Annotated in this window: 16 protein-coding genes and 1 tRNA gene; 6 read left to right on the top strand and 11 right to left on the bottom strand. The window is 73.5% G+C overall.

The genetic code is table 11. The features are described from left to right. Positions 1-97: 97 nt before the first annotated feature. On the top strand, positions 98-1,783 hold the full coding sequence (locus BLT82_RS29860) for a tetratricopeptide repeat protein (protein WP_244529726.1): 1,686 nt from the start codon (positions 98-100) through the stop codon (positions 1,781-1,783). 104 nt (positions 1,784-1,887) lie between these two features. Here BLT82_RS29860 and nthA read toward each other — a convergent pair whose 3' ends face one another. From nthA to hppD, 4 genes are all read right to left on the bottom strand, one after another. Further along, entirely contained in the window at positions 1,888-2,475 is a 588-nt protein-coding gene (gene nthA, locus BLT82_RS29855) for a nitrile hydratase subunit alpha (RefSeq protein WP_093660451.1), read from the bottom strand. Further along, positions 2,472-2,822 (bottom strand): SH3-like domain-containing protein, encoded by a 351-nt coding sequence (locus BLT82_RS38730; RefSeq protein ID WP_093660449.1) that lies wholly within the window; start codon positions 2,820-2,822, stop codon positions 2,472-2,474. Before BLT82_RS38730 ends, nthA begins: the two co-directional genes overlap by 4 nt. Then, positions 2,815-3,096, bottom strand: a complete 282-nt coding sequence (locus tag BLT82_RS38725; protein ID WP_093660447.1) for an SH3-like domain-containing protein — start codon at positions 3,094-3,096, stop codon at positions 2,815-2,817. Before BLT82_RS38725 ends, BLT82_RS38730 begins: the two co-directional genes overlap by 8 nt. Before the next feature lie 90 nt (positions 3,097-3,186). Beyond that, positions 3,187-4,332: a 4-hydroxyphenylpyruvate dioxygenase gene (gene hppD, locus BLT82_RS29840; protein ID WP_093660445.1), complete on the bottom strand. Its 1,146-nt coding sequence runs from the start codon at positions 4,330-4,332 to the stop codon at positions 3,187-3,189. A 122-nt stretch (positions 4,333-4,454) separates the two neighbouring features. Here hppD and BLT82_RS29835 point away from each other — a divergent pair, with 122 nt between their 5' ends. Further along, entirely contained in the window at positions 4,455-4,928 is a 474-nt protein-coding gene (locus BLT82_RS29835; protein ID WP_093660443.1) for an Lrp/AsnC family transcriptional regulator, read from the top strand. A gap of 145 nt (positions 4,929-5,073) precedes the next feature. Here the strand turns inward: BLT82_RS29835 and BLT82_RS29830 are convergent, their stop codons facing one another. The 6 genes from BLT82_RS29830 to BLT82_RS29805 all read right to left on the bottom strand — a co-directional run bounded on the left by BLT82_RS29830 (position 5,074) and on the right by BLT82_RS29805 (position 11,731). Then, complete coding sequence (locus BLT82_RS29830) at positions 5,074-5,871, bottom strand: S16 family serine protease (protein WP_093660441.1); 798 nt, start codon at positions 5,869-5,871, stop codon at positions 5,074-5,076. Positions 5,872-6,196: 325 nt separating this feature from the next. Beyond that, positions 6,197-6,838, bottom strand: a complete 642-nt coding sequence (locus BLT82_RS29825; RefSeq protein ID WP_093660439.1) for an IclR family transcriptional regulator — start codon at positions 6,836-6,838, stop codon at positions 6,197-6,199. Positions 6,839-7,432: 594 nt separating this feature from the next. After that, positions 7,433-9,217 carry a DEAD/DEAH box helicase gene (locus tag BLT82_RS29820; protein ID WP_093660437.1) on the bottom strand — a complete coding sequence of 595 codons (1,785 nt, stop codon included), beginning with the start codon at positions 9,215-9,217 and terminating at the stop codon, positions 7,433-7,435. A 160-nt stretch (positions 9,218-9,377) separates the two neighbouring features. Next, positions 9,378-9,773, bottom strand: coding sequence for a type II toxin-antitoxin system death-on-curing family toxin (locus BLT82_RS29815; protein WP_093660435.1), 396 nt, complete (start codon positions 9,771-9,773; stop codon positions 9,378-9,380). Then, the gene (locus tag BLT82_RS29810) at positions 9,770-9,970 is read right to left on the bottom strand and encodes a hypothetical protein (protein ID WP_093660433.1); all 201 of its coding nucleotides are present in this window, start codon (positions 9,968-9,970) and stop codon (positions 9,770-9,772) included. The genes BLT82_RS29815 and BLT82_RS29810 overlap by 4 nt, the downstream gene beginning before the upstream one ends. 246 nt (positions 9,971-10,216) lie before the next feature. Next, positions 10,217-11,731 (bottom strand): MFS transporter, encoded by a 1,515-nt coding sequence (locus BLT82_RS29805; protein WP_093660431.1) that lies wholly within the window; start codon positions 11,729-11,731, stop codon positions 10,217-10,219. Positions 11,732-12,043: 312 nt separating this feature from the next. On the opposite strand from BLT82_RS29805, the gene BLT82_RS29800 reads away from it, so the two are divergent. Further along, positions 12,044-12,118: transfer RNA gene (locus BLT82_RS29800), tRNA-Cys, on the top strand. Between the two features lie 158 nt (positions 12,119-12,276). On the opposite strand, the gene BLT82_RS29795 is transcribed toward BLT82_RS29800, so the two are convergent. Then, positions 12,277-12,669: a hypothetical protein gene (locus tag BLT82_RS29795; protein WP_093660429.1), complete on the bottom strand. Its 393-nt coding sequence runs from the start codon at positions 12,667-12,669 to the stop codon at positions 12,277-12,279. A 210-nt stretch (positions 12,670-12,879) separates the two neighbouring features. On the opposite strand from BLT82_RS29795, the gene BLT82_RS29790 reads away from it, so the two are divergent. From BLT82_RS29790 to BLT82_RS29780, 3 genes are all read left to right on the top strand, one after another. Further along, positions 12,880-13,752 (top strand): protein kinase family protein, encoded by an 873-nt coding sequence (locus tag BLT82_RS29790; protein ID WP_244529725.1) that lies wholly within the window; start codon positions 12,880-12,882, stop codon positions 13,750-13,752. Positions 13,753-13,754: 2 nt separating this feature from the next. Further along, the gene (locus tag BLT82_RS29785) at positions 13,755-15,941 is read left to right on the top strand and encodes a serine/threonine-protein kinase (RefSeq protein WP_093660425.1); all 2,187 of its coding nucleotides are present in this window, start codon (positions 13,755-13,757) and stop codon (positions 15,939-15,941) included. A gap of 161 nt (positions 15,942-16,102) precedes the next feature. Further along, positions 16,103-18,112 (top strand): protein kinase domain-containing protein, encoded by a 2,010-nt coding sequence (locus tag BLT82_RS29780; protein ID WP_093660423.1) that lies wholly within the window; start codon positions 16,103-16,105, stop codon positions 18,110-18,112. Positions 18,113-18,160: the final 48 nt, after the last annotated feature.

Raw genomic sequence — 18,160 nt, 5'->3', positions numbered from 1 at the left:
GCACCGGGGGCCATCGGTGTGAACCCGTCTGCGATCCGCGTCGCTCCGCCGGGTGTGCACTTCGTGCGGGAGCGGAGGGTGGCGCACAGTGATCGCCATGAAGAAGCGATACGCGCCACTTGCCAGGAATGCCGTGATCGCCTCGCTGGTCGCCGGGGCGGTCGCCACCGGGATCGTGGTCGTCTGGACGGGCGGGGACGACGGGCCGCCGCCGCCCGCACCGGGCCCCGCGGCCCGCACCGTGCTGGCCGAGGGCCCCGGTGCGGCCCTGTCCGCGGCCGAACTGTCGTCGCTGATCGCAGGGCAGGAGCACCGGCTGGCCGGGAATCCCGGCGACCATCTGTCCTGGGCGGTGCTGGGCTCGGCCTACCTGGCACAAGGGGCCCTCCTCGGTGACCGTACGGATTTCCGCCGGGCGGAGAAGGCGCTGCGGCGATCGCTGGAGGCGCTGCCGGGCGAGAAGGGCAACGCGGACGCCCAGCTGGGAATGGCGGCGCTGGCGAACGCCCGGCGGGACTTCGCCACGGCGAGGCGCTGGGCCGAGAGCGTCCGGGCGCGGTCGCCGGAGCAGTGGACCGCGTACCCGGTGCTGATCGACGCCTACAGCGGGCTCGGCTCGTACGGGGCCGCCGCCAAGGCCCTGCGCACGCTGGAGGAGCTGCGCCCCCGCACCGTGCAGACCCTGATGCGGGGCTCCCGGGTCCACCACGACAACGGGCACCACGAGGACGCCGAGGCGCTGGCGGACGAGGCGTCGTCCCGGTCGGGCGGCAAGGCGGAGCGCGCCGCGGCGCAGTACCGGCTCGGCGAGCTGGCCTGGGATCGGGGCGAGCCGAAGGAGGCGGCGGCGTACTTCGACACGGCGCTGCAACTGGAGCCCGGCCACCATCCGTCCCTGGCGGGGCGCGGACGGGCCGCGGCGGCGCTCGGCCGCACGGACGACGCACTGCGGGACTACAGGGCGGCCATCGAACGGGCGCCGATGCCCGAGTACGCACTGCAGGCCGGAGAGCTGTACGAGTCGCTGGGGATGGCCGGTGAGGCGCGGGCGCACTACGAGAAGGTCCGCCGGCTGGCCGCGAAGGCCCGGAAGTACGGCGTGAGCGAGGAGCTGACGCTCGCGCGGTACGAGGCGGACCACGGCCTGGCGAAGGCCGCGGTGCAGCGTCTCGCGCAGGAGTGGAAGCGGGGGCACCGCAGCGCGCACGTCTCGGACGCGCTGGGGTGGGCGCTGTACCGGGCGGGGCGGGCGCAGGAGGGACTGAAGTATCTGAAGCGCGCGACGACGCCGGGGCTCCGCAGTGCGCTGTCCCTGTACCACCAGGGCGAGATCGAGCGCTCACTCGGCCTGCACGGCCCGGCCCGGCGGCACCTGCGGGAGGCGCTGCGCCTCAACCCGTACTTCTCGCCGCTCCTGGTACCGCGTGCGAAGCGCGCTGTCTCGGTCCTGGGCAACCCTCCTCCGGGCGGTCCCGTCGACGTCGAGGGCGAGCCGTGGACGGACGAGGAGCTGCCGCCGGAGGACGAGTCGGCGGAGGACGAAGAGCCGGTGGAGGACCGCGACGACCCGTCCCGCCGCCCGGACGGGGACGCCTCCCGCCAACCCCGCGACTCCGGGTCCGCCCGGCCCCGCGAGCGGGACTCCCGGGAGGCGCGGGAGTCGGGCGAGGCACGGGAGTCGGGAGGAGCACGGGAAACGGGAGAGCCGCGGCAGTCGGGAGAGGCGCGGCCCGGGGAGTCGTCCACGGCGGGTTCGCGCAGGCCGTCACCGTCCGGAACCTGAGGACCGCTGGACCCGCCGCTTCCTGGCGGCGCGCGGCCGTGGCCGGCCGGAACCGCGCTCCGGGCCGGGGCCTCGCCGGGCCGCGGCCGGTCGGCGCCGGAGGCTCAGAGCACCGCCGTCCCGATCAGGGCGTTGCGCGGGACCAGGCGGGCGAGGGCCGGCTCGTCGAGGTGGGAGGTACCGGACGGACGCATCGGGAGGACCATGTAGCGCGTCTCGGAGGTGGAGTCCCAGACCGTGATGCGGGTGGCGTCCGGGAGGCGGACGCCGAACTCCTCCAGGACCGCGCGGGGTTCGCGGACGACGCGGGAGCGGTACGCCTCGCTCTTGTACCAGCTGGGGGACGGCCCCAGGAGGCGTACGGGGTAGCAGGAGCAGAGCGTGCAGACCACGACGTTGTGCGTGTCGGGCGTGTTCTCGACGACGCGCAGCCGCTGCGGCTGGACCCCGCCGGCGGACAGGCCCAGTTCGGCGACGGCGGAGGTGCCGTCGGCGAGGAGCCGGGTGCGGAAGTCCGCGTCGGTCCAGGCTCGTGCGACGACCCGCGCGCCGTTCGCCGGGGAGGCTCCCGACAGGAAGGCGTCCAGGGTCTCGTCGAGCGCCGCGCCGGCCACGATCCCGCGGTCCTCCAGCAGCGTCTCGAGGCGGCGTACCCGCCGGCTGATGTCGGCGTCGGTGTGCCCGCCGGTCATGGCTTCCCGTCCTTTCCACCGGTCTGCGCCCGGGACGTCCCGGGCGCCGCGGCGGCCTCGGCCCGGTCGCCCGGGTCGTCGTCCTCCAGATAGCTCTCGAACAGGTCCAGGACGACGTCGTGGTCGCCCTCGCCCCACAGTTCGCGGGCCGGGAAGCTCACCGCGTACACCTGCTCCAGCGGCGCGTCCCCACGCCCCTGTGCGTTGCGGTCAGCGAGCAGTGCCCGGCCCTCGGGCTCGACGACGGTGCCGCGCTTGCCCCGGGCGTAGCGCGGCAGCCGGGTGTGGTGCGGCGGGTCGTGGTGCACGGTGCGCACACGGGCCCCGGCGGAGAAGCGGTCAGACATCGAGTTCGCCCGCCTCGATCACGCCCTTGCGCTCCAGGAGCGTACGGATCGCGAAGAACCAGCGTTCGTAGTAGGACGCCGCCAGGTAGTCGGCGGGCGCCATGGACTCGATCGCGTCGCGGAACTCGTCGAGGTTGTAGACCTTGCCCGCGATCAGCGCGGAGTTCAGTGCGAAGACCCGGGCCTCCCAGTCGGCGTGGAAGGGCTCCGTGTCGTCGGCGGTGTCGATGGGCCCGAAGCCCTGCAGACCGCCGACGTCGTTGATCCTGGCCATGAGCCGACCATAGCCCCGCACCGAACGCCGCGCGGCCCCACGGGTCAGGTTCCGTGGGGCCGCGGGGACGGAGCCGGACTCCGTACGGGCTTAGAGGTTTCCGCGCTTTTCCTGCTCGCGCTCGATCGCCTCGAAGAGCGCCTTGAAGTTGCCCTTGCCGAAGCCCATCGAACCGTGTCGTTCGATGAGTTCGAAGAAGACCGTCGGCCGGTCCTGCACGGGCTTGGTGAAGATCTGGAGCAGGTAGCCGTCCTCGTCGCGGTCGGCGAGGATCTTCAGCTCACGCAGGGTCTCGATCGGCACCCGGGTGTCGCCGACCCACTCGCCGAGCGTGTCGTAGTACGAGTCGGGCGAGTCCAGGAACCGCACGCCGGCCGCGCGCATCGCACGCACGGTGGAGACGATGTCGTTCGTGGCGAGCGCGATGTGCTGGACGCCGGCCCCGCCGTAGAACTCGAGGTACTCGTCGATCTGCGACTTCTTCTTCGCGATCGCCGGCTCGTTGATCGGGAACTTCACCTTCAGCGTGCCGTCGGCGACGACCTTGGACATCAGCGCCGAGTACTCGGTCGCGATGTCGTCGCCGACGAACTCCTTCATGTTGGTGAAGCCCATGACCTTGTTGTAGAAGGCCACCCACTCGTTCATCTTGCCGAGTTCGACATTGCCCACACAGTGGTCGACGGCCTGGAAGGTCCGCTTGGCCGGGGGCTCGACGATCGGGTCGGCGGCCGAGAAGCCCGGGAGGTACGGGCCGCTGTAGCCGGACCGGTCCACAAGGGTGTGGCGGGTCTTGCCGTACGTGGCGATGGCCGCGAGGACGACGGTGCCGTGCTCGTCCTTGAGCTCGTAGGGCTCCTGGATGCCGCGCGCGCCGTGCTCGGTGGCGTAGGCGTAGGCGGCCCGGGCGTCCGGCACCTCGATGGCCAGGTCGACGACGCCGTCACCGTGCTCGGCGACGTGCTCGGCGAGGAACCGGCCCCAGTCGGAGGACGCCTTGATGACGGAGGTGAACACGAAGCGGGCGGAGCCGTTGGTCAGGACGTAGGAGGCGGTCTCCCGGCTGCCCGTCTCCGGTCCCGCGTAGGCGACCAGCTTCATGCCGAAGGCCGTGGAGTAGTAGTGCGCGGCCTGCTTGGCGTTGCCGACGGCGAAGACGACCGCGTCCATTCCCTTCACCGGGAAGGGGTCGGCCTGCCTGCCGGTCTCAGGGGTGTGATCCAGGGTCTCAGTCATGGCGGCAGACTCCCGCCGATCCACAAGCTGCGCAATAGTTCGTGTATCCGCTGCGCAATATGCTTAGTCGGCGTCCGGTTTGTTCGGGCGACCTGTACAGGATGACCACTCAGGAGGCTGGTGTGGCGATCGATCATCTGGACGGCAGGCTCATCGTGCTGCTCGCACGGGAACCGAGGATCGGGGTCCTGGAGGCGTCCCGCCGGCTGGGCGTCGCGCGCGGAACCGTCCAGGCACGACTGGACCGGCTCCAGTCTCACGGTGTCATCCGCGGTTTCGGCCCGGACGTCGACCCGTCCGCCCTGGGCTACCCGGTGACCGCGTTCGCGACGCTGGAGATCAAGCAGGGGCAGGGCGCCGACGTGCGGGCGCATCTCGCCACGGTTCCCGAGGTGCTCGAACTGCACACGACGACCGGCCACGGCGACATGCTGTGCCGGCTGGTCGCCCGGTCCAACGCTGACCTGCAGCGGGTGATCGACCGCGTCGTCGGGTTCGAGGGCATCGTGCGGGCGTCCACGGCGATCGTGATGGAGAACCCGGTACCGCTGCGGATCATCCCGCTCGTGGAACAGGCCGCGGAGGACGCCCGCTGACGCCGGGGGGCGGGTGAGGGCTCAGGGCCGGAAGGCTCAGGGGCGCGGGTCGAGGGCTCGGGGGCAGGGGGCGCGGGTCGAGGGCTCCGAACCGGAAAGCTCCGGGGGCGCCGGTCGGGGGCTCGGGGGCACCCGCACCGGCCCGTCAGCACTTCGGGACGTCGCCGCCCTTCTGCAGGGTCTTGAGCGACGACACCGCGTCCGTCAGTTCGGTGACCGGGATCAGCGTCATGCCTTCGGGCAGCTGCTCCTCCGCGATGGCGCACTCGGCCTTCGGGACGAGGAACACGGTCGCGCCGTCGCGCGCCGCGGCCTGCGTCTTCAGGGCGACTCCGCCGACCGCGCCGACCTTTCCGTCGGCGTCGATGGTGCCCGTACCGGCGACGTTCCTGCCGCCGGTGAGATCGCCGCCCGCGCCGTCGCCGGCGAGCTTGTCCACGATGCCGAGGGAGAAGAGGAGCCCGGCGCTCGGGCCGCCGACGTCGGCGAGATCAAGGGTGACCTTCACCTTCGCCGGGTCCTTCTTGAGGTAGCCCAGGGCCGCGTCGACCGCGCTGTTCTGGGACTTCCGCATCTCGGCGGTGTTGTGCTTCTCGACCTCCTCGTCGGACTGCCCGGAGGGGTAGACGGAGTCGTGCGGCAGCACGGCCCGGTCCTTGCGGACCCACGCGTCCGCCACGTCGCCGAGATCCACGTCGACCGAGGGTCCGGTCGCCACGATGGTCGTCATCCGCAACTGGCCCTGCGTCTGGCGCACGGGAGCTCCGGTGATCGTGATCACCGGCTTCCCCCGGTCGTTCCCGAGCACGTTCGTGGTCTGCCCGGGCTGGGCCACGGTGAACGGCAGTGGCGCGAGCGCCGCCACCGCGAGCAGCGCGGCGACGGGCACGGCGCAGACGGCGAGGGCCCGGGGACGGGAGAGGCGCGAGAGGCGAGAGAACACGCTGTCAATGTATCGGTCCGCCCAGGGCCCCCGGACCGGGGCCGGGACCCGCCCGGCAGCACGACCGCTCCCGGTTGGGGCCCGGGGCCCGCAGTTGCGAGCCCGGGCCTGCCAGGCGGTCGCGGGACCGGGTGCTCCCGGCAGCTTCCGGGACCGGGAGGTCCGGGCCCAGGCCCGCCCCGCGGCTCCGGGACCGAGTGCTCCCGGCAGCTTCCGGGACCGGCAGGTCCCGACCCAGGCCCGCCCCGCGGCTCCGGGTACTCCCGGCGGCTCCGGAACCGGCAGTTCCCGGCCGGGCCCGCCCGGCGGCTCCGGGACCGGGCGCTCAGCGCAGCGCGTCCGCGACCTCGCGAGCCGCGTCGACGACACGGGGACCCACACGTTCCGGAACCGCGTCCGCCAGCATGACGACGCCGACGCTGCCCTCTATGCCGGTCACCCCGATGAGCGCCGCGGCGGCACCGCTCGCGCCCGCCTCCAGCTCGCCGTGCGTGAGGGTGTACGCGGGCTCGGTGAGACCTCCCTGGCGGGCGGCGAGGATCGCCTTGCCCGCGGCGCCCCGGTCCAGCGGGTGGCGGAACCCGGCCCGGTACGCCACGTGGTAGTCCGTCCACGTCGGCTCGACGACCGCCACCGCAAGCGCCTCCGCCCCGTCGACCAGCGTGAGATGGGCGGTGGCGCCTATGTCCTCGGCGAGGGAGCGCAGCGCCGGCAGCGCCGCCTCCCGTACCAGCGGATGCACCTGACGGCCGAGGCGGAGGACGCCGAGTCCCACCCGGGCCCGGCCGCCCAGGTCGCGGCGGACCAGGGCGTGCTGTTCGAGTGTCGCGAGCAGACGGTAGACGACGGTCCTGTTGACGCCGAGACGGTTGGACAGCTCGGTCACGGTGAGCCCGTGGTCGGTGTCGGCGAGCAGCTTGAGGACACGCAGTCCTCTGTCGAGCGTCTGGGAGGTCTCCGCGGTCACGACGCCCTCTCCTTCGAGGTGAGTGCGGCGACGCTCTCGCGGCTAGCGGCACCGGTCCCATCGGCGACGCACGGAGAGGCCGCCGGCAGGCCATGGCACACCGGCTGCGCTCCGCGGCGGCGCTGCCACGGGGCGTTTCATTTGCGGGGACAGTAGCGAGCCGGTTCGCTCAGCGGAAGACCTCGTCCAGAATCCGGGCGCCGAAGACCCATGCCGCCCGCTATCGATATGCAAGTCGGGACGACCAGCGACTTCACGGGATACATCCCTCTTCGGCCTCGGCCGAAGAGGGCTCCGCCGACGCACGGCAACACGGCCCGGACGACGGACCGGAGGGGCCGCGGCCGACGAACTCGGTCCGCACGGGACGGACTTACGGGATTCACAGGGCGGATGTGCCGGGTGTGGTGCGCGCCCCCACGGTGGACCGGCGCACCGCGACTCCCGTCCACTGCGGCGGCGCCCACCGCAGCGGCACCGACCGCATTGACGCCGGTCCGCGGCGCTGCGGCGCTGGGGCACCGTCCACCCGGCGCACGGAAGCGCGAAGGGGCCCGGGCCGTCCCGCCCGAGCCCCTCGGCCCCTCCGTACGCTCACCGCATACGCGTGGCCCACTCCTGCACCTTCTTGATCCGCTCCCGGATCTGCCCCGCCGTCGCCTCCGCGCTCGGCGGCCCTCCGCACACCCGCCGCAGCTCGGTGTGGATCACCCCGTGCGGCTTGCCGCTCTGGTGGACGTACGCACCCACCATCGTGTTCAGCTGCTTCCGCAGCTCCAGCAGTTCCTTGTGCGAGACCACCGGACGACGTTCGGCGGGCAGTTCCAGCAGATCCGCCTCCGCGTCCGGCTTCTTGCGGCTGTGCGCGATCTGCCGCGCCTGCCGCTTCTGCAGCAGCAGTTGCACCTGGTCCGGTTCCAGCAGGCCCGGGATGCCCAGGTAGTCCTGCTCCTCCTCGCTGCCCGGGTGGGCCTGCATGCCGAACTCGGCGCCGTTGTACATCACCCGGTCGAAGACGGCGTCGGACTCCAGCGCCTCGAAGGGCAGCATGTCCTGTTCGCCGGTGTCCTCGTCCTGCTGCTTGTTCGCCTCGTCCATCTCCTGCTCGGACTCGGCGTAGGGGTCCTCCTCCCCCTCCTTCTTCGGCCGGTCGAGCGCGTGGTCCCGCTCGACCTCCATCTCGTTCGCGAAGCTCAGCAGCATCGGGATCGTCGGCAGGAACACCGACGCCGTCTCGCCGCGCCGCCGCGAGCGGACGAAACGGCCGACGGCCTGGGCGAAGAAGAGGGGGGTGGAGATGGTCGTGGCGTACACGCCGACAGCGAGCCGCGGGACGTCGACGCCCTCGGACACCATCCGGACGGCGACCATCCAGCGGTCCTGGTTTTCGCTGAACTCGTCGATGCGCTTCGACGCTCCCGCGTCGTCGGACAGCACGACGGTCGCCTTCGTGCCGGTGATCTCCCGGATCAGCTTGGCGTAGGCGCGCGCCGAGTCCTGGTCGGAGGCGATGACGAGACCGCCCGCGTCCGGAATCGCCTTCCTGACCTCGCTCAGCCGCTGGTCGGCCGCGCGGAGCACGTTCGGCATCCAGTCGCCGCGCGGGTCGAGTGCGGTGCGCCACGCCTGCGAGACGGCGTCCTTGGTCATCGGCTCGCCGAGCCTGGCGGCCACCTCGTCACCGGCCTTGGTGCGCCAGCGCATGTTGCCGCTGTAGGACAGGAAGATCACGGGGCGGACGACACCGTCGCCGAGGGCGTTGCCGTAGCCGTACGTGTAGTCGGCGGCCGAGCGGCGGATGCCGTCGTTCCCCTCCTCGTACGTGACGAAGGGAATGGGGTTCGTGTCGGAGCGGAAGGGCGTACCGGTGAGGGCGAGACGGCGGGTGGCCGGTTCGAACGCCTCCAGGCACGCCTCTCCCCACGACTTGGAGTCGCCGGCGTGGTGGATCTCGTCGAGGATGACCAGGGTCTTGCGCTGCTCGCTGCGGTTGCGGTGCAGCATCGGGCGCACGCCGACGCCGGCGTAGGTGACGGCGACCCCGTCGTACTCCTTGCTCAGCGGACCGGCGCTGTAGTCCGGGTCCAGCTTGATGCCTATGCGCGCGGCCGCGGCCGCCCACTGCTTCTTCAGATGCTCGGTCGGCGCGACCACGGTGATCTGCTGCACGACGTGGTGGTGCAGCAGCCAGGAGGCGAGGGTGAGCGCGAACGTCGTCTTGCCGGCGCCGGGCGTCGCCACCGCGAGGAAGTCGCGGGGCTGTTCCTGGATGTACTTCTCCATGGCGCCCTGCTGCCAGGCGCGCAGCTTGTTGGCCGTACCCCAGGGAGCACGGCCGGGAAAGGCGGGTGAGAGGTGGTGGGAGGCGGTAGTAGACACGGTCTCCGGTTCGAGGCAGGGCTACGGCGTTACGTACGACAACCGGGCCACCCTACCGGTGCCGCCGCTCCCGGGCGGGCCTCACCGGGCCGCCCCGGGGCGGGGTGAGACCCGCCTCACAGAGCCGGGCCGCCCCGCCGGGCCGGTCGTCCACCGCGGTTCACAGAGTGCGCAGCACGGCCCCGATCAGGGCCGGATCGGTCATCTCGCCGGCCGCGACGGAGACGACCAGGTCGTACGCCCGGTCCTGGTCGACGTTGACGGGGTCGGCGCCGTTGAGGGCGAGGAAGACCGCCGTCGACAGCCACGCCGTGCGCTTGTTGCCGTCGACGAACGGGTGGTTCGAGGCGATGGCGTGCAGCAGGGCGCCTGCCTGCTCCCACAGGTCCGGGTAGGCGGCCACCCCGTACATCCGGGAGCGGGGCCGGTGCACGGCGGACTCCAGGAGACCGCCGGCGCGCAGTTCCGGCGGGTGGCCGCCGAAGGCGAACCGGGCGATCGCCGTCACCTCGGCGACGGTGAGGTGACGCGTCTGGGTCGTGGTCTGGTGGGTCATTCGCCGAGCCTCCTCAGCAGGCCCGCGTGCTGCTGGGCCAGTCGCCCGGCCAGCGCGGCCAGCCGCTCGCTCTGCACCCGCAGATGGTGGTGCACCGCATCGTGCGCGAGCTCCTCCGGAGTCCGGCCCTGGGCGTCCGCGAGGTCGTGCAGTTCGTCGCGTTCCGCGTCCGTGAGGATGATCGTGAGCTCGTGCATGGCCCGATGCTATGCGCGGCCCGTTCCGGCCGCGCGGTGAATCCGGGCCCCGGGGGCACCCCGAGCGCCGTTCCCGTCCGCCCGTGTTCGTCCGCCCGTTCCCGTCCGTTCGTTCCCGTCCGCCTGCCCGTTCCCGTCCGTTCGTTCACGTGCCGCCCAGGGCGGACGTCCGGGGCGCGGCGGGCGGCGGCTGCCCGGCGCCGACCCGGCCGCCGACCGGGCGACCCGGCCTCAGGCGACCCGGCCTCAGGCGGGGCGGCGCTGGTGCAGGCGGGTGGCGACCCAGGCACCGAGCAGCGCGACCGCCGCCATGGGCAGGAAGACGGCGGCGAAGGCGGCCGGGTGGGCGACGCTCTCCGCCCCCGCAGCCGCGACCGCACCGTGGCCGCCCGCCGCTCCCCCGCCCAGCGCGGCGAAGGCGGCGCCGCCCGCGGCCAGCAGCAGGACGTTCGACAGCCCGTCGGAGATCTGGAGCGCGGCGGAGTTGGTACCGGCTTCCGCGGGGGCGGACAGCTTCAGCAGCAGCACGCTGGTCGAGGAGATGACCAGGCCCATGCCGAAGCAGCCCCAGCCCCAGGCGACCCCGACGACCCACACCGGCACGGACGGGATCAGCACGCTCGGTGCCGCCGCGATCGCCGCCGCCACGAGCACCATGCCCGCCACGGTCAGCCGCTCCCGGTACGGCTCCAGCCGCGGCCGGGACTGGACGAACGAGCCCAGCGCCCACGTCGCCCCGCCCACCGCGAGCGACAGGCCCGCCAGCGTCGGCGACAACCCGCGCTGGGTCACGAGCATCAGCGGTACGAAGGACTCCGCCGCGATGAACGACCCGGCGGCCACGCCGCGGAGCAGCACCACCGACGGCAGCCCGCGCGCCGAGCGGAACGTGCCGCGCGGCAGCAGCCCGAGCGCGGCCGGCACGAGCAGCGCGGCACCCGCGGCGGCCGGGGCGAGGGAGAGCCACCGCAGGTCCTGGGCCGCGTACTGGAGCACTCCCGCGCCGAGGGAGATTCCGAACGCCAGCCGGATCCTGCGCCGGTCCAGCGCAGGGACGGGCGCCTCCGGATCCACCGGACCCGACGCCCGCCGCCGTATCGCGGGAGCGGCGAGGGCGAGCGGGACGACGACGAGGACGGGGATGCCGACGAAGACCCAGCGCCAGCCGAGGTGTTCGGTGACCGTCCCGGCCGCGAGCGGACCGACGACGGAGGGGATCACCCAGCTCGCGGCGAACGCGGCCATGATCGTCGGCCGCAGGTGCTCGGGGTAGGCCCGGCCGACGACGACGTACAGGGCGACGATCACCAGGCCGCCGCCGAGCCCCTGGACCGCCCGGCCGGCGATGAACCACCACATCGTCGCGGCGGTGCCGGACAGCAGGAGACCCACGCCGAAGGCGGCGATCCCGGCGGTCAGCGGCCCGAGCGGGCCTCGGCGGTCGGCCCACTGCCCGGACAGCACCATGCCGAACAGGCTGGTCGTGAAGTACGCGGAGAAGGCGAACGCGTACAGCGGCACCCCGTCCAGCTCCCGCGCCGCAACGGGCATGGCCGTACCGACGGCGGTCGCCTCGAACGCGATCAGCAGGACGACGGAGACGATGCCGACACTGAGGGCGCGGAGGCTGCTCCCGAGCACCCCGCCCGTTCCGGCCTCGTCCGTACCGGCAGCGGTGCCGGTCCCGCCGAGGCCGTCACGGGCCTCCTTGACCGCCGCGTCGCCGGTACCGGCCGCGTCACGAGGTTCGAGCGCTGTCATGCGCTCCAGAGTAAGGGGCATGGTCGGGCATGGCCCCTGTCGTGGGGCGGGGTTCGGATCGGCCGTTGGTCCTAGGCCCCGGAGGGGCGGGCCGGTAGCCGGGCTCGCGGGTCCCCGCCCGTCCCGTTCCGGTCAGGCGGCCGGGCGGTGGGCGATCGGCGCGGACACCGCGTCACGCACCGCCCGGGCCCGACGCCCGGCTCCTCCCGCGGGCCGTTCGTGAACGCCGTGTGGCAGTCGCATTGCAGCCCCCGCCCAGGCCTTGAGCGCCCTCTCCGCCGCCGCCTACGGTCGACGCATCGAGAAACACAGGACCGTGTGCCCGAGTGGTTGAGGGGCTCGCCTGCAAAGCGAGTTACGTGGGTTCGAATCCCGCCACGGTCTCCACGCTGACGCGCGATCACGACCGCGCAGTGCCCCGGGACGGACGGCGACGGTCCGGGAGCGACGAGGGCCGGCCACGGCGCCGTCGTAGCGGGTGGCACATCCGGGTGTACTCGCCGAGCCCCGGATCACTTTCCCGCCGTCCGGGCCACAGCCTCGGATCACGCGGCCGGCAGCCGGGGCAGTTCCTTCGGAAAGGTCCGCGACTCCTGGCAGTCGGCAGCCTCATACGTGTGCCGAGCGAGCTGGTAGGCGAAGTCGATGAGGACCTGCCTCAACTCGTTCCCGTGAACGCGTGTCTCACCAATGGTGCGCGCGTCGACAGTCAGTGCGTAGGCTTCCCGCGCCCCGCCGGGCTTCTTGCCGGGAGGAGTGCAAGGGACGTACAAAAGCGTCTCCCGGTCCACCGCGCCGGAGCAGGGCTTGTCCGGCAGCCGGTCGATCCCCGTGGTGAAGATCTCCAGGTACCCGAAGACCGCGCCGGCCGCCACCAGGCAACCGAGGCCCAGGGTCGTGACGCGCTTCTTCCGACTTGGCCGCATCTGAATGCTCACCTCACCTCTTGGCCACGTGGCCGACCCGGCTCACGGTGGGTGCAGACGAGGCTCTCCCGGTCGGGGCCCTGAGGCCATGCTCTCGCTGTGCTTCTGTTCACTCGCACACGGGGCCGTCCAGCACTCACCGCCCTCCCCCTGCCCCGCCCGTGCCCGGCCCTCCGTCCCCTCAGTAGGCTCCTGTTGATCACACACAGGGGGGATGTGCACGTGGAAAGCCCGGGTCCGTCGCGCCGGTTGGGTCCCTTCGCGCTCATCGCGCGTCTGGATCCCCCGGGTTACCCCGTCCCGCACCGGCGTTTCGTCGCACGCCGGGCCGGCGACGGCGACCGCACCGTGCTGCTCGGGGCGCCGCTGCCGGGTGCGGACGCGGCGCGGTTCGCGGACGAGGCCGGCGGCGCGCGGCGGCTGACCGGTCCGTGGGTGTCGCCGGTGACCGAGATCGCTCCGGCGGGTGCCGTCCGCTGGTACGCGTCGCCGTACCTGCCCGCGTTGCCGCTCCCGGTGGCCCTCGCGGTGCACGGCGGGCCGCTGCCCGAACCGTCGGTGCGGGCGATCGGCGCCGCAGTGGCGGAGACCCTCGTCGCCGCGCACGCCCAAGGGCTCGCCCACGCCGGGCTGTCACCCGCCTCGGTGCTGCTGACGGGGGACGGGCCCCGGCTGACGTGCTTCGGCGCCGTGCGGGCCGCCGGGCCGGACGGCGCATCGCGGTCCGGGATTCCGGGGCTGGAACCGGGCAGCCTCGCCCCGGAGCAGGCGGCGGGCGGCCGCCCTCGGCCGCCCGGGGACCTGTACGCGCTGGGCTCGGTGCTCGCGTACGCCGCCACGGGCCACACCACACCGGAGGGCTCCGAACTCCCCTCCACGCTGCGCCCCTTGGTGGCGATGTGCCTGACGCGCGACCCGGCGAACCGCCCCACCGCGGCCGCCGCCCTCGCCGCCCTCGCACCCCCGACGCCGCACGCGACCGTGCTCTCGACCGCCGGCCCGCTGCTGCTGCCCGGCTGGCTCCCGGGCCGTGTCGTCGCCGCGCTCGCCCGCCAGTCCGCCGAAGTGCTCTCCGCAGAGATCAGGACGCCCTGACCATGCTCTCCCCGCTCACCCACGACGACCCCGAACTCCTCGCCCGGTACCGGCTCCAGGCGCGCCTCGGCAGTGGCGGAATGGGCACGGTCTATCTGGCCCGGACACCCGGCGGCCGCACCGTGGCCCTGAAGACCATGCACCAGGCGATCGCCGCCGACCCCGCCGCACGGACCCGGTTCCGGCTGGAGACCGACGCCGCCCGGATCATCGGGTCGCAGCACGGTGCCGCCGTCGTCGACGCCGATCCGCTGGCCGAGACCCCCTGGCTGGCAACCGAGTACGTCCTCGGCCCGCCGCTGGACGACGCCGTCGAGCTGTGCGGACCGCTGCCCGAGTCCGGGGTCCGCGCCCTGGGCGCGGCACTCGCGGGTGCCCTCGGTCAGCTGCACTCCTCCGATGTGGTGCACCGTGACCTCAAGCCGTCGAATGTCATGATCACGGCGTACGGGCCCAAGATCATCGACTTCGGCATCGCCCGCGCCGACGGGGACGAGCGGCTGACCCGGGTGGGTGTCGCGGCCGGTACCCCCGCGTTCATGTCGCCGGAGCAGGCGACCGGCCAGGACCACACACCCGCGGGCGACGTCTTCGCCCTCGCCGGAGTGCTGGTGTACGCGGCCTCGGGCCACGGCCCCTTCGGCACCGGCCAGGCAGCCGACCTCCTCTACCGCGTCCGCTACGCCGAGCCGGACCTGACCGGGGTCCCCGCGGCGCTCGTCCCCGTCCTGTCCCGCTGCCTGGCCAAGCAGTCCGGCGAGCGGCCCACCACCGCACAGCTCGTCGGGGAACTCCACGACGGGCGGGGCGACTTCGCCGACCACCTCCCGGACACCGTCCTCATGGAGATCGCCCGCCGGGCGACCGAGGTGTGGCAGTACACGCCGTACCGGCTCCCGGCGCCGACAGGCGCACCGCTCCCCCGGACCGTCCCGGACTCCGGATCGCGGTCCCGGACGAGCCGCCGCAGGCTGCTGGGGCTCTCCGGAGCGTCGGCCCTCGCGGTCGCGTGCGCCGGCGCAGGGGCCTGGGCGTGGCTGCGGGATCCCGACGCCGGAACGACCGGCGGGGCCGGCGGCCGCGGTGCGACCCCGCCGCCGGTCACCGGGCCCACAGTCGAGGGCCAGGCGTGGCTCAAGAACGTCATCCCCGCGAAGGCGGACACGGCGGCCCTGCTCGCACCCCTCCCCGTCGGGGAGGTCGCCGTGCTGGCGACCGGTGAGGGGCTGCTGGGGCTCGCGGCCCTCAACGGGGAGCGCCGTTGGCTCGTGCGGGACGTACGGGAGTCCCGGCACGTGCACACGGACGGCAAGCAGATCCACGTCCTGCTCCGCGAGGAGCCCCATCGCTCGCGGGCGGTGCTGCACACCGTCGACCCGCGGGACGGGCGGCTCTCCCCGCCGGTCGTGTTCAAGCCGCTCGTCCGCCGGGTCGCACTGCTGCGGGTCGGCGGCGGCACGGCGTACGTCGCGGCGGAGGAACCGGGCGGCTTCCTCTGGCACCTCAGGGCCCTCGACGCCCGGACGGGCCAGGAGAAGTGGAGCACACCGCTGCGCGCCGCCGACGTCGGCGGCCCCGACGACCTCGTCGTCACCGCCCTCGCCGTTGGCAGGCTGATCCTCCACAGGCCGGCGAGCGGCGGCAGCGGACACGAGGTCAGCGCCCTGGACGTCCGCAACGGCAGGCAACTGTGGCGGACCACCCTGCCCGGCGAGAAGCACGGCATCCCCTCGCTCGCGCCGAACTCGCTCGTCACGGACGACCGGCATGTGTACGTCGGCGGGCAGCGGCTCCAGGCCCTGCGGCTGACCGACGGCAAGGCGGCCTGGACGTTCGGGGCGGGTCGGCCGGCGGGCGCGTACGGCACCCCCGCCCTGCGTGACGGCATCGTCCACGCGGCGGAGCGGGACAAGGGCGTGGTGGCCGTGGCCGCCGCGGACGGCCGGCTGCGGTGGGAGGCGGAGACCGGGGGCCGGCCCGACCTCACGGTACCCGTGGTCGTGAACGACAGGTTCGTGTACGTCATGACCGGCGGCAGCGTGTACTCCGTCGGCCGGGAGTCCAAACGCCAGGAGTGGGTGTTCCGGCGGCGTTCACGGACCATGAGCCTCCACGAACGCGTCCCGCGCCTCGTCCTCACGGACGGCACGGACGTCGCCGCGGTCAATCTCGCCTTCGACTACGGCTGAGCGCCGGGCCGCGTGCGGGCAACCGGGCACCGCCCGCGCGCTCCCACGTGCTCCGCCCCCGCACCCCGACGCACCTCCCCCTGACGCACTCACCCTGACGCACCTCACCCGAACCCCCGCTCCACCGCACCGCACCCGCAGACCAGAGGACGACCACCCCGATGAACCCCCTCGGCCCCGGCGACCCGCTCCGGCTCGGCCCCTACCGTCTCGTCGGCGTGCTCGGCGCCGGCGGCATGGGCAAGGTGTACTTCGGCCACGACGACCAGGGCCGGCCCGCCGCTGTGAAGGTCCTGCTGCCGCAACTCTCCAACGACCGGCACATGGTGCAGCGCTTCCTGCGTGAGGCCGAGGCCGCCAGGACCGTCACCGGCCGTGGTGTCGCCCGGGTCCTCGCCGCCCAGACCGAGGGCGGGCGCCTCTGGATCGCCTCGGAGTTCCTCGCGGGCCCGACCCTGGAAGAGGCAGTCACCGGCCAGGGGCCGCTGCCGGAGCAGGCCGTGCGAGCGCTCGCCGCCTCCCTCGCCGACACCCTCGGGACCATTCACCGGGCCGGCTTGGTCCATCGCGACCTCAAGCCCGCGAACATCGTGCTGACCTCCTCCGGCCCGCGTGTCATCGACTTCGGCATCGCCCGGCCCGAGCACGGGCTCACCCTCACGACCACGGGACAGGTACCGGTCACCCCGGGATACGGCGCGCCCGAGCAGGTGCTGGGCCAGCGGGTCGGCCCGGCCGCCGACGTGTTCTCGCTGGGCGCGGTCCTGGCCTACGCGGCGAGCGGCGTACGGGCGTACACGGGCGGCCATGTGGCGGCGGTCCAGTACGAAGTGGTGCACGGGGAGCCGGATCTGAGCCGGGTGCCCGGGCCGCTGAGCGCACTCATCGGGCCCTGCCTGGCGAAGGACCCGGCCGCCCGGCCCACCCCCGACCTGATCCGCACGGCGTTCGCCGCGCCGCGGCGGGCCGAGCGGATCTGGCGTCAGGGCCCGCTGGCCGAGGACATCCGGGCGCGCGAGACCGGTGCGCAGCAGTGGTCCACCCTGCCCGGCACGGTCGTCGCGTCGCCGCCGGGCCGCCGCCGTCTGCTGGCCGGGCTCGCGGTGGGCGCCGCCGTCCTCGGCGCCGGAGGGGGCACCGCCGCATGGCTGCTGGGCGGCCGGGAAGCGGAGGGCGCATCCGGCCGGAAGGGTGCGAAGGCGGGCGCCCGCACATGGGGCCCGCTCGCGGTCGCCGACCCCTTCAGCCCTCCCGCGGTCGTCGTCGACGGCACCGTCGTCTTCGGGGCCAAGGACGGCGGACTCGTCGCCTACGGGGCCGAGGACGGCAGACAGAAGTGGCGGGCGCCGAACGTCACCGCGTCCGCCGAACTCGTGGCGCTGCCCGGGGGGCTGATCGCGGCCGCGGACGGCGGCGGTACGGTGCACGCCCTCGACGCCGCCTCGGGCAAGGAGAAGTGGGCTGCCGAAATGGAGGCCGCCCTCCTGCTGGCTGGGAACGGCGACTGCCTGTTCGCGGTGACGCACGACGGCGACATCCGCGCCCTCGACACCAGGACCCGCAAGCCGCGCTGGACCGCCCGTACCGAGTTCGGCAGCGGATACGCCCGCGCGAGCGAGGACCATCTGGTCCTTCAGTCCGACGCGGGCGCCATCACCGCACTGGAACTCCGCACCGGGGCGCTCGCCCTGTTCCGGGCCAAGGGGAACCGCTTCGGCTCCATCCCGGCGGTCCACGAGGGCCTCGCCGTCGTGGGCGGTGGCTCGCTGATCGCCATCCGGATCGAGGACGACGAGGACGTGTGGACTCTCGCCCCGGAATCCGGCCAGGACTGGGGTTCGCCCACCGTCGACGGGGGCCATGTGTACGTGGTGGCGGGGACGACGCTGCACTGCCGCCGGCTCAGCGACGGCGCCAAGGTCTGGGCGACCGACATCCAGAGCGTGCCGATCCCCAGTACGCGGCCCCAGGTCCTCGGCGACCTCGTCTGCGACGTCACCGGCAAGGACCCCGATTCCTTCGACGCGATCGCGCTCCGCAAGGACACGGGCAGGCCCGCCTGGAACCACCCGCAGGGCAGTCAGAAGTCACTGAAGCTGACGTCCGACGGAAAGCGCCTGTTCCTGCTGCAGAACGAGACCGCCACGGCGGTGTGGGGCGGCACGGACTGACCGGCTTCGCCCCGGCAGGCCCAGCGGTGCACGTCCTCTTCCCGCTGC

The sequence above is a fragment of the Streptomyces wuyuanensis genome, from assembly GCF_900103455.1.
Classification (GTDB): domain Bacteria; phylum Actinomycetota; class Actinomycetes; order Streptomycetales; family Streptomycetaceae; genus Streptomyces; species Streptomyces wuyuanensis.
The sequence above is the reverse complement of the archived record's forward strand: the minus strand, read 5'-3'. Positions and strand labels throughout refer to the sequence as shown.